The 11,223-nt window shown below is 31.8% G+C and carries 10 protein-coding genes; 7 read left to right on the top strand and 3 right to left on the bottom strand.

The features are described 5' to 3' along the window. Positions 1 to 120 precede the first annotated feature (120 nt). Positions 121 to 783, bottom strand: a complete 663-nt coding sequence (locus OU788_RS07575) for a class I SAM-dependent methyltransferase (RefSeq protein ID WP_274634607.1) — start codon at positions 781 to 783, stop codon at positions 121 to 123. A gap of 122 nt (positions 784 to 905) precedes the next feature. Here OU788_RS07575 and OU788_RS07570 point away from each other — a divergent pair, with 122 nt between their 5' ends. From OU788_RS07570 to OU788_RS07550, 5 genes are read left to right on the top strand one after another with little or no spacing between them, the layout of a single operon-like run. Further along, positions 906 to 2,834: a BatA domain-containing protein gene (locus tag OU788_RS07570; RefSeq protein WP_274634606.1), complete on the top strand. Its 1,929-nt coding sequence runs from the start codon at positions 906 to 908 to the stop codon at positions 2,832 to 2,834. Next, positions 2,831 to 4,090, top strand: coding sequence for a dihydroorotase (locus OU788_RS07565; protein WP_274634605.1), 1,260 nt, complete (start codon positions 2,831 to 2,833; stop codon positions 4,088 to 4,090). Before OU788_RS07570 ends, OU788_RS07565 begins: the two co-directional genes overlap by 4 nt. Positions 4,091 to 4,094: 4 nt before the next feature. Then, a complete protein-coding gene (locus tag OU788_RS07560) occupies positions 4,095 to 4,421 on the top strand; it encodes a hypothetical protein (RefSeq protein ID WP_274634604.1) in 327 nt (108 codons plus the stop codon). Between the two features lie 4 nt (positions 4,422 to 4,425). After that, complete coding sequence (locus tag OU788_RS07555; RefSeq protein ID WP_274634603.1) at positions 4,426 to 5,064, top strand: alpha/beta hydrolase; 639 nt, start codon at positions 4,426 to 4,428, stop codon at positions 5,062 to 5,064. 52 nt (positions 5,065 to 5,116) lie between these two features. After that, positions 5,117 to 6,064: a sterol desaturase family protein gene (locus tag OU788_RS07550; RefSeq protein ID WP_274634602.1), complete on the top strand. Its 948-nt coding sequence runs from the start codon at positions 5,117 to 5,119 to the stop codon at positions 6,062 to 6,064. Positions 6,065 to 6,099: 35 nt separating this feature from the next. Here OU788_RS07550 and bcp read toward each other — a convergent pair whose 3' ends face one another. Next, a complete protein-coding gene (gene bcp, locus OU788_RS07545; protein WP_274634601.1) occupies positions 6,100 to 6,552 on the bottom strand; it encodes a thioredoxin-dependent thiol peroxidase in 453 nt (150 codons plus the stop codon). 105 nt (positions 6,553 to 6,657) lie between these two features. On the opposite strand from bcp, the gene OU788_RS07540 reads away from it, so the two are divergent. Next, the gene (locus tag OU788_RS07540) at positions 6,658 to 7,314 is read left to right on the top strand and encodes an endonuclease III domain-containing protein (RefSeq protein WP_274634600.1); all 657 of its coding nucleotides are present in this window, start codon (positions 6,658 to 6,660) and stop codon (positions 7,312 to 7,314) included. Positions 7,315 to 7,553: 239 nt separating this feature from the next. Here OU788_RS07540 and OU788_RS07535 read toward each other — a convergent pair whose 3' ends face one another. Further along, complete coding sequence (locus OU788_RS07535) at positions 7,554 to 8,135, bottom strand: RNA polymerase sigma factor (RefSeq protein ID WP_274634599.1); 582 nt, start codon at positions 8,133 to 8,135, stop codon at positions 7,554 to 7,556. Between the two features lie 231 nt (positions 8,136 to 8,366). Between OU788_RS07535 and uvrA the strand changes: the two genes are divergently transcribed. Continuing rightward, positions 8,367 to 11,162, top strand: coding sequence for an excinuclease ABC subunit UvrA (gene uvrA / locus OU788_RS07530; RefSeq protein ID WP_274634598.1), 2,796 nt, complete (start codon positions 8,367 to 8,369; stop codon positions 11,160 to 11,162). Positions 11,163 to 11,223: the final 61 nt, after the last annotated feature.

The raw sequence follows: 11,223 nt of genomic DNA, 5'->3' as shown, positions 1-11,223 counted from the left end.
AACCTTCTATATTTGAAAAATTACCGTAAAACGGCTGTATTTTGGGAGATTCTTCTAAATAATCTAGCATTGTTTTAGAGAAAAACCCCGTATTTTTAAAAGGGATATTGGTTACCTTCATTACTTATTCATTCTTTGAAACAATGTATAAACATATGGACGTTCACCTCCATACGGATTTATAAATGTGTGATTAAACGTTTCAACTAACTCAAAATCTTTTCCTAATTTTTCTTGCAACATTTCAGCATTGTATCGCTGTAAAGGCAGTCCGCAACATTTTTCAGCTCCATCCAACGCAAAAACAGCTATAATTACAAATCCACTCGCTTTCACTACTTTTTTTAATAAATTAAAATAAGCGTCTTGCTCTTCTTCCTTTAAAAAGAAATGTAGCACAGCTCTATCATTCCAAACAGTTACTTCTTCTAACCCTTGAAGTTGTGTCGGATTGATAATATCATCAGCAATAAACCTAACTTTCGAAGCATTTTCTCCTAACCGATTTTTTACATCGTTTAGTGCTTTTTCCGATAAATCGTTAGCTATTAATTGGGAGTATCCTTTATTGACTAATTCATCAATCAACATTGATGATCCAACACCTACATTTAAAATTTTGGCATCTTTAGCAACACCTGATTTCTCTAGTAATCCAATGGTTTCTTTCGAATTTTCTTCGAACCAACCCAGTTTTTCAGTAGGATTTTTTTTATACGCAGTTTCCCAGTGTTCTTTTAATAAATTTTCTGGAAGTGTACATTCACTCTCTTTTGTAGTCATAGTTCAAAAATAGGAAATTTTTACTCCTTTGTCGAAAAAGAAACTTGTATCTAACAGATTTTTAACTACATTCTTTTTTAAACCATCATTTTGGCTATTTTTACAATTGGTAAAACACGAGTATGCAGTTTAAACACCCAGAAATTTTATACTTTTTAGCTTTTTTGCTCATTCCTATTTTGGTGCATTTGTTCCAATTACAGCGATTTGTAAAAGTTCCGTTTACCAATGTAGCTTTTTTACAAAAGTTAGTGTTGCAAACTCGTAAAAGCTCTCGCATAAAAAAATGGTTGATTTTAGCTACACGATTACTATTACTTACTGCTTTAATTTTTGCGTTTGCCCAACCTTATTTTAGCAATCATAAAGCAGATGAAAAGCAAAACTTTTTTATTTTTTTAGATAATTCATTAAGTACCGCTGCTATTGGTGAAAAAGGAAATTTACTACAAATAGCTTCGCAAGAAATTATTGAAAACTTATCAGATAAAGCCAACTACTCGTTAGCTACTCAAGATAATTTTTATAAAAACAAAACAGCTTCTGAACTTAAAGACATTTTGTTAAAAGTTAGCAATACTGCTAAAAACACGAATTTGAAAGATGTGTTGTTAAAAGCAGCAAATGAAAATACTTCAAACAACACCAAAAACATCCTTATTTCTGATTTTCAAAACACTCAAAAAGAAGACATTACTAATTCTCCTTCCAATACAACTTTGATTAAAGTAAGTCCTGAACAAAAAAGTAATCTTTCTATTGATAGTGTTTTTGTTAACGACAATGGTTCTTCAAACTTCAATATTCATATCACTGTTAGAAATCAAGGAGGTGCTAAAAAAGACATTCCGATTGCTCTTTATAACGCCGATAAACTCATAAACAAACAAACTTTTTCAGTAGAAGAAAACAACACTACACAAATCACTTTTTCTATTGTAAAAACACCTATTTTCTTAGGAAAAATTGATCTTAATTTTAAAGACACCTATAGCTTTGACAATTCATTTTACTTTACCATCAACACCAACGAAAAAATTAATGTATTAAGCGTAGGAGAATCGGGCGATTTTCTGAGTAGAATTTACACGAAAGAGGAATTTAACTTTACTGCTTCTTCGTTGCAAAATGTGAATTATAATGAAATTCCGAAGCAACATCTGGTAATTTTAAATGAATTGGAAAATATTCCGCAAACACTTATCAATAGCTTAGAATCTTATGTAGAAAATGGAGGAAATATTATTGTTATTCCGAATAAAAATACAACCGTTACCTCGTACAATAATTTATTCAACAAGTTGAATATCGGAAGGCTACTTTCACAAAAAAATGATAGTTTAAAAATTACGGATATTAATTACAATCACCCGCTTTTAGAAAATGTGTTTGAAAAAAAGGTTACCAATTTTCAATATCCGTTTGTAAAAACATCATTCAGTTCTACTTTTAAAAATGCTTCTAACCTTGTTTCTTTTGAAAACAGACAAGGTTTTATTCAGCAAATACGTTTACCGAAAGCTTCTTTGTATTGGATAGCGGCTCCACTTCAAAAAGAAAACAGCAATTTTATCAATTCTCCATTGATTGTTCCTGTTTTTTATAACATCGGAAAACAGAGTTTACAACTTTCTGAATTGTATTATACCATCGACAGACAAAACACAATCGATATTGATAAACATTTAGGAAAAGACGAAATTTTAATCATTACTTCCAACACTAGTTCGTTTATTCCGTTGCAACAAACTTTTCAAAATAAAGTACGAATTACCACTAATGATCAACCTTTAACCGCTGGATTTTATCAAATTAAACAACAAAACAACCTGATAAAAAACTGTGCTTTCAACTACCCAAAAAGTGAAAGTTCATTAGATTTTTTAACTCTTTCAGATATTGATAACACTACTATTTCTACTTCAGTTAAAGACACTTTAGAAAATATTAATAATGAAAATAAAATTCAATGGCTTTGGAAATGGTTTTTGGCACTAGCTATCGTATCTTTGCTGTTAGAAATTTTGATTTTAAAATTCTTTAAACCATGACAACGCTGCTTAAATCGGCAACAATTATAGATGCTTCTAGCCCATACCACAAGCAAACCAAAGATATTTTAATTACTGACGGAATTATCACTACAATTGATGATGCTATCGAACCAAAAGAAGACTGTCAAGTTGTAGAACTCGATAATTTACACGTTTCAACTGGATGGTTTGATACTAGTGTGTCTTTTGGTGAACCAGGGTATGAAGAACGCGAAACCTTACAACACGGTGTACAAGTAGCTGCTAAAAGTGGATTTACCGATGTAGCCATCAACCCGAATACCTACCCTATAGTTGACAATAAATCGGCTGTTGAGTTTTTAATTAATAAAGTAAACGGAGCCGCTACCAGCATTCACCCTATCGGAGCTTTAACACAGCAAAGTAAAGGTATTGAAATGTCAGAAATGTACGACATGCAACAATCAGGCGCTATTGCTTTTGGAGATTATAACAAGTCTGTTAGCAATGATAATTTGTTAAAAATTGCGTTGCTGTACGCTCAAAATTTTGACGGATTAGTTTTAAGCTTTCCAAAAAATAATTTAATCGCAGGTGAAGGTGTTGCTAACGAAGGTAAGAACAGTACCATTCTAGGGTTGAAAGGAATTCCTGCTTTGGCAGAAGAAATTCAAATTGCTCGTGATTTATTTTTGCTAGAATATACTGGAGGAAAACTACATATACCTACAATTTCTACCGCTAAATCTGTTCAACTGATTAAAGAAGCAAAAGAAAAAGGATTAGATGTAACGTGTAGCGTTGCGGTTCATAATTTATTTTTAACAGATGATGAATTGCTTGGTTTTGATGCGAATAAAAAAGTAACCCCTCCTCTACGTACCGAAGAAGATAGAATAGCTTTGCTACAAGGAATAAAAGAAGGTATTATTGATATAATTACTACAGATCATAATCCGATTGACGTAGAGCATAAAAAAGTAGAGTATTCTACTGCAAAAGACGGAACTGTTGGTTTAGAAAGTGCTTTCGGAGCATTAAATACCGTGTTAGATATTGAAACAATTGTAAAATGTTTATCTGACAATCCTAGAAAGCGCTTCGGAGTTGATTCTGTTACTATTAAAGAGAATGAAAAAGTAACTTTATCTATATTCAATCCTAGCGGAGAATACACTTTTTCTGAAGAAAATATTATTTCTACCTCTAAAAACAGTATCTTTTTAGAGAAAAAATTAAAAGGTAAAGCCTACGGAGTTTTTTCTAAAAATCAACTAATTTTAAATTCATAAAATTATGGAAAACCTAACAGTGAACGAAGGAAAAACCGCAGCGATTATCAGTCATTTTACAGTAATAGGACTTATTGTTGCTTTTGTTTTAAACATGAACAATAAAAATGCGTTTGCTAGTTTTTATATCAGACAAATGCTAGGACTAAACATATTATACATGGCAAATATCTGGATTGTATATAGATACTTAGGAAACATAACAGGTTGGGCTGTAGGATTATTTTTGTTTGCTTTTTGGATAATTAGCCTTTTAGCTGTTTTAAAGGGAGAAAAAAAGCTAATTCCTGTGGTAGGAGAACAATTTCAAAACTTGTTTAAAGGAATATAAGAACATGAGTTTACAATATATTGTAAGAAAGCCTAAAACTTCAACTTCTAATCCGCCTCTATTAATTTTATTACACGGATACGGAAGCAATGAAGAAGATTTATTTTCATTTGCAGAAGAATTACCTGACGATTTATTAATAGTAAGCGCTAGAGCTCCACATGATATGGGCTATGGAGGTTATGCTTGGTACGCTATCAACTTCGATGCTATTAACGGAAAGTTTTCAGATTTAATTCAAGCTGATGAATCAATAGATAAAATTGCTATATTTATTGATGAAATCAAAGAAAAATATAATACCAATCCTGACAAAACCTTCTTATTAGGATTTAGCCAAGGAGCTATTTTGAGTTATGCGCTAAGTTTTAAATACCCTAACAAAGTACAACATATAGTTGCTTTAAGCGGCTATATTAACGAAGAGTTATTACCTACTGAAATAGACAACTCTATTACAACAGATTATTATATTTCTCATGGAACGGTTGACCAAGTGCTTCCTGTAGATTGGGCTAGAAAAGCGCCTATTCTACTAGAAAACTTTAATTTAGAAAACGAATATTCTGAATATCCAGTCGGACATGGAGTTGCTCCCCAAAACTTTTATAGTTTCAAAAACTGGATAGAAGAAAGGCTATAACTTTAACAGTTAATTAAAGTAAAATTAAATATTTTTGTATCTAAAAAATAGCATGAACAATATATTTAATCAAGACATACTTTACTACTGGAGTGCTCCTTTTTTCATCTCAGTAATTTTACTTGAAATGTTCTTTAGCTATCGAGCTAAAGCCAAAAACTATGAGTTTAAAGATACAGCGACCAATGTTTACTTTGCCTTAATTAACTTTAGTCTAGATTTGCTTATGAAGGTTACTTCGTTTGCTATTATGGGCTTTTGTTATCAATACAGAATTATTGATTGGGAAGGAAACATGTCATGGGCATATTGGTTATTAGCTTTTATTGGTCAAGACTTTTTGTATTACATTCATCATTATGTAGATCATCATTCAAGATTTTTTTGGGCTGTACATGTAACGCACCACAACTCTGAATTTTATAATATTTCAACAGGTTTTAGATCTCCTGTTTTACAACCTTTGTTTAGGTACATGTTCTTTTTACCATTAGCTTTCTTAGGTGTTATGCCGCTGCATATTATGTTTGCTTACGCCATGAATCAAAACTACGGTACTTTATGTCACACCAATTTTATTAAAAGTAAACTAGGTTGGTGGGGCTATATTTTTGTTACTCCTTCTCACCATAGAGTCCATCATGCTTCAAATACCAAATATTTAGATAAGAATATGGGAATGGTATTGATTATTTGGGATCGTATTTTTGGCACTTTTCAAGCTGAAGAAGAGGAAACTGAATACGAAAAGTTACGTTACGGGTTAACAAAACCTTTAGAGAATAAAGGGCCTATCAATATTATTTTTCATGAGTGGAAAGAAATTTTTAACGACTTCTTTAAACGAAAAAGAAACTTACCTTTAACTACACGATTAAAATATGTGTTTATGCCTCCTGGTTGGAGTCATGACGGAAGTTCTAAAACAAGTAAAGAATTACAACAAGAACTAAAAAACACGCCTCTAGAAGTACGTTTAGAAAAAATAAAAGTCGAGTAATTTACTCGACTTTTATTTTGATATATTTTAAGTTATTAGCTTAATATTTGATTAGCGTGTTCTTTAGTTTTTACTTTTGTAATAACATCTTCAATCACACCTTTTTCATCAATTACAAAAGTAGTACGGTGAATTCCATCATACTCTCTCCCCATAAATTTCTTAGGCCCCCAAACTCCAAAAGCGTTAATTACATCTTTACTTTCATCTGCTAATAAAGGAAAAGGCAATTCATTTTTATTGATAAAATTTTGTTGGCGTTTCGCTGAATCAGCACTTACTCCTAATACATCATATCCTTTAGCTAAAAATGTTTGATAGTTATCACGTAAATCACATGCCTCTGCTGTACAACCTGGTGTACTTGCTTTAGGATAAAAGAACAAAACTAATTTCTTTCCTTTATAGTCAGAAAGCTTTACTACATTACCTTTTTCATCAACCGACTCAAAATTTGGTGCGTTATCTCCTACTTTTAATGTTGTCATATTATTTCGTTTCAAAGTTACAATGTCAAAGTTACAAAGTTGATTTTGATTTTCCATAAACATACGTAGCTTCTTTGTACCTTTGAGTCATTCAAACTATATAAAATGACCAAAGCAGAAAAAGTTCAATTTGTTATAGATACTTTAGAAAAATTATATCCTGAAACTCCCATCCCTTTAGACCATAAAGATCCTTACACTTTATTAATTGCTGTATTGATGTCTGCTCAAAGTACTGATGCTCGTGTAAATACAATCACACCTTTATTATTTGATAAAGCTGATAATCCTTATGATATGGTAAAACTTTCTGTAGATGAAATTCGAGATATTATTAAACCTGTTGGTTTATCTCCTATGAAATCAAAAGGGATTTATGGGTTATCTAAAATTTTGATTGAAAAACACAATGGTGAAGTTCCTATTGATATGGAAGCTTTGGAAGAATTACCTGCTGTGGGACACAAAACTGCTAGTGTTGTTATGGCGCAAGCTTTCGATATTCCTGCTTTTCCTGTAGACACTCACATTCACAGATTGATGTATCGTTGGAATTTATCAAACGGAAAAAGCGTAACACAAACTGAAAAGGATGCTAAGCGTTTATTTCCAAAAGAATTATGGAATAAATTGCACTTACAAATTATTTATTACGGACGTGAGTACTCTCCTGCTCGTGGTTGGAAATTAGAAAATGATATTATTACTAAAACGGTTGGCAGAAAGTCGGTAATAGACGATTATAACAAAAAGAAAGCCTAAAAAAAGCCCCAACCTTGTTGAAGCTTTTTCCACTCTTAATTCAAATTCAATTCAATGAGATAGTTTGATTTCGTTTTAACTACTTTTAACGATTTAGAAAAATTAATCAAATATTGAACTGTTTCTTGTTTTGGTTCCATAGTAAAGTCTGAAGACTTTTCTGAGTAAATTTGCATCATATAACCCCTTATTTATAACTTATAATCAATGAATTAACGATGCTTTTTTTCAAATATTGTTTAACTTGCTAAAATAATTTTATTTTTTTCTATTATTTTTCTCAAATTAATCAAAGCGTAACGCATTCTTCCTAATGCTGTATTAATGCTAACGCCCGTATTTTCTGATATTTCGTTAAAACTCATATCATTATATATACGCATCTTTAAAACCTCTTTTTGTTCTTCTGGTAATTCTTCAACTAGCTCTTTTACGTCGTTTAAAATTTGCTCTTTAATAATTTTACTTTCTGCATTTAACGCTCCATCACTTAAAACCGAAAAAATATCAAACTCTTCTGTATTATTAAACGTTGGCATGCGGTTGTTCTTTCTAAAATAATCTATAATTAAATTATGAGCAATACGCATAACCCAAGGTAAAAATTTACCTTCTTCGTTATAATTTCCTTTTTTTAGTGTTCTTATTACCTTGATAAAGGTGTCTTGAAAAATGTCTTCTGTAGTATCTCGATCTTGTAGTTTGCTATAAATAAAGCTATACAATCTCTGTTGGTGTCGTTTAATCAATAATTCAATGGCTAGTTCGTTGCCGTTAATGTAGTTTTTTACTAAAACACTATCGTCGATTATGTCTTTCATAATAATTACTTTTTGAAGAGGAACTAATTCGTTCTCTTCTTGTTAAGGGATATTAAGTTATAAAGTAATTATTATGCTATAGGCCTTTATTTATTGATTAATAATGAATTACAAATATTGAATTTTTTATTAATAAAAGCAAAAAAAACTCACAAAAAAGAGAAAAACACTGTTGTAACCACGTTAAAATCACTTAAAAATTGGTATTTTTATCGCTTATTTTTTGAGCACATGAAGACTGACATTTCAACTGTAAACCCTAAAGAAAATATTATAATAAAAGGAGCTAAACTGCACAATTTAAAAAACATTGATGTGGTTATCCCTCGTAATAAATTAGTCGTTATTACTGGACTTTCGGGATCTGGAAAGTCTTCTTTAGCATTTGATACTCTATATGCCGAAGGGCAACGTCGTTATGTTGAAAGTTTAAGTTCTTATGCTCGTCAATTTCTTGGAAAACTACATAAACCAAAGGTTGATTATATAAAAGGAATTGCCCCTGCTATTGCTATTGAGCAAAAAGTGAACTCTACCAATCCGCGGTCTACTGTTGGAACCTCAACCGAAATTTACGATTATATCAAATTATTGTATGCTCGTATCGGTAAAACCTTCTCTCCTATTTCTGGAGAAGAAGTAAAAAAACACACGGTTTCAGATGTTATAAACCATGTAAAAACATTTGAGGAACGTACCAAACTTTTATTACTTGCTCCTATTACAATAAACGAACAGAGGAGAGACATTAAAACTGTTTTACAGGTATTAACACAACAAGGATATGCTCGTTTAAAATACAAAGACACCGTTTATAGAATTGATGAATTTCCTGCGGATGATTTTAATGGTGACACTTTATTCTTAGTAGTTGATAGAATTGTAGTTAAAAACGAAGAAGATTTTTACAATCGTTTGGGAGATGCTGTTCAAACTGCTTTTTTTGAAGGAAAAGGAATTTGTTACATAGAAAACTTATCTGACGAAACTACTACAGAATTCAGTAATAAATTTGAACTAGACGGAATTTCTTTTTTAGAACCGAACACACATTTATTCAGTTTTAACAATCCTTACGGAGCTTGCCCTACCTGTGAAGGTTATGGAAATGTAATTGGTATTGATGAAGATTTGGTTATTCCTAACACAGGGTTGTCTATTTACGAGGATGCTATTTTTCCGTTTAAAACAGACAGCTATAAAAAATATAAAAACGACTTGATTCTTCATGCCGAAGAGTTCGGAATTTCAATTCATAAACCTTGGTTTGAACTTTCTGAAGAACATAAAAGCCTTATTTGGAATGGAACCAAAAAGTTCAAAGGAATCAATCATCTATTCAAAAAATTAGAAGAGAAAAGTTACAAGATTCAAAACCGTGTAATGCTTTCTCGCTACCGCGGAAAAACTAAATGTACGGAGTGTGAAGGAAAACGTTTGCGCAAAGAAGCAAATTTTGTGCAAGTATATGGAAAGACAATTTCCGAATTGGTTACGCTTCCTCTAGACGAATTAGCTGTATTTTTCAATAGTATTCAGCTCAACAAATACGAAGAAAAAATAGGGAAACGCTTATTAACTGAAATCAACAATCGCTTACAGTTTTTAACCGATGTTGGTTTAAACTACTTAACCTTAAACCGAACATCAAACACGCTATCTGGTGGAGAAAGTCAACGAATTAATTTAGCTACATCCTTAGGAAGTTCGTTAGTTGGTTCGATGTATATTTTAGACGAACCAAGTATTGGGTTACACCCAAAAGATACTGAAAGGCTCATTGGTGTTTTAAAAAACCTACGCGATTTAGGAAACACCGTAATCGTAGTTGAACATGATGAAGACATCATGAAAGAAGCCGATTATATTATAGATATCGGTCCTGAAGCGGGAACTTATGGTGGAAATGTAGTTGCTGAAGGAACTTTTGATGAAATTCTAAAATCTGACTCATTAACAGCTAAATATCTTTCCGAAGAATTAAAAATTGAAGTTCCAACCAAGCGAAGAAATTCTAAGAATTTTATTGAAGTTATTGGTGCTCGTGAAAACAACTTAAAAAATATTGATGTAGCTTTTCCGCTAAACAATTTAACGGTTATTACTGGGGTTTCAGGAAGTGGAAAAAGTACCTTGGTAAAGAAAATTTTATATCCTGCGATGCAAAAGCAACTCATAGGGTATGGAGATAAATTAGGGCAACATACAGAAATTACAGGAAGTTTTGACACCTTAAAACATGTAGAATTTATCGATCAAAACCCTATTGGACGCTCTTCTCGTTCCAATCCAGTTACCTACATTAAAGCTTACGACGATATTCGAAAGTTATTATCAGATCAAAAACTATCAAAAATTAGAAATTATCAACCTAAACATTTTTCTTTCAATGTTGAAGGTGGTCGTTGTGAAGTTTGTAAAGGTGAAGGTGAAGTAACGATTGAAATGCAATTCATGGCCGATGTGCATTTAGAATGTGAAACTTGTGGAGGAAAACGCTTTAAAAAGGAAGTTTTAGAAGTTGCTTTTGAAGGAAAAAACATCGATGATATTTTAAACATGACCATCGACGATGCTGTTGCTTTTTTCACACAACACAATCAAACAAAAGTTGCCAGAAAACTAAAACCTTTACAGGATGTTGGATTAGGCTATGTACAATTAGGACAATCATCTTCTACATTATCAGGGGGCGAAGCACAACGTATCAAATTAGCTTCTTTTTTAGTCAAAGGAAACACAAAAGACAAAGCACTATTCATCTTTGATGAACCCACAACTGGTTTGCATTTTCACGATATTAAAAAACTATTAGCATCGTTTAATGCTTTGATAGAAAGAGGGCATTCTATTATTGTTATTGAGCACAATATTGAGCTAATTAAATGTGCCGATTACATAATCGACCTTGGTTTGGAAGGTGGTAAAAAAGGTGGAAATTTAATTTTTGCAGGCACTCCTGAAAAACTTGCTGAAAATAAAGAGTCGTACACTTCTAAGTATTTAGCTGAAAAACTCATTAACTAAACCTTTTTAACTAGAAAAGCCACCCAACCTTTCGGTCGGACAGCCTTTCACAACAAAAATT

It is taken from the genome of Tenacibaculum sp. L6 (assembly GCF_028823685.1).
Classification (GTDB): Bacteria; Bacteroidota; Bacteroidia; order Flavobacteriales; family Flavobacteriaceae; genus Polaribacter.
Note: the sequence above shows the minus strand (reverse complement) of the source record. Positions and strands in the feature narration are given on the sequence as shown.

Coding starts and splice junctions, on each gene's coding strand:
- OU788_RS07575 (WP_274634607.1), bottom strand. CDS start 783: ATGACTACAAAAGAGAGTGAATGTACACTTCCAGAAAATTTATTAAAA.
- OU788_RS07570 (WP_274634606.1), top strand. CDS start 906: ATGCAGTTTAAACACCCAGAAATTTTATACTTTTTAGCTTTTTTGCTC.
- OU788_RS07565 (WP_274634605.1), top strand. CDS start 2,831: ATGACAACGCTGCTTAAATCGGCAACAATTATAGATGCTTCTAGCCCA.
- OU788_RS07560 (WP_274634604.1), top strand. CDS start 4,095: ATGGAAAACCTAACAGTGAACGAAGGAAAAACCGCAGCGATTATCAGT.
- OU788_RS07555 (WP_274634603.1), top strand. CDS start 4,426: ATGAGTTTACAATATATTGTAAGAAAGCCTAAAACTTCAACTTCTAAT.
- OU788_RS07550 (WP_274634602.1), top strand. CDS start 5,117: ATGAACAATATATTTAATCAAGACATACTTTACTACTGGAGTGCTCCT.
- bcp (WP_274634601.1), bottom strand. CDS start 6,552: ATGACAACATTAAAAGTAGGAGATAACGCACCAAATTTTGAGTCGGTT.
- OU788_RS07540 (WP_274634600.1), top strand. CDS start 6,658: ATGACCAAAGCAGAAAAAGTTCAATTTGTTATAGATACTTTAGAAAAA.
- OU788_RS07535 (WP_274634599.1), bottom strand. CDS start 8,135: ATGAAAGACATAATCGACGATAGTGTTTTAGTAAAAAACTACATTAAC.
- uvrA (WP_274634598.1), top strand. CDS start 8,367: ATGAAGACTGACATTTCAACTGTAAACCCTAAAGAAAATATTATAATA.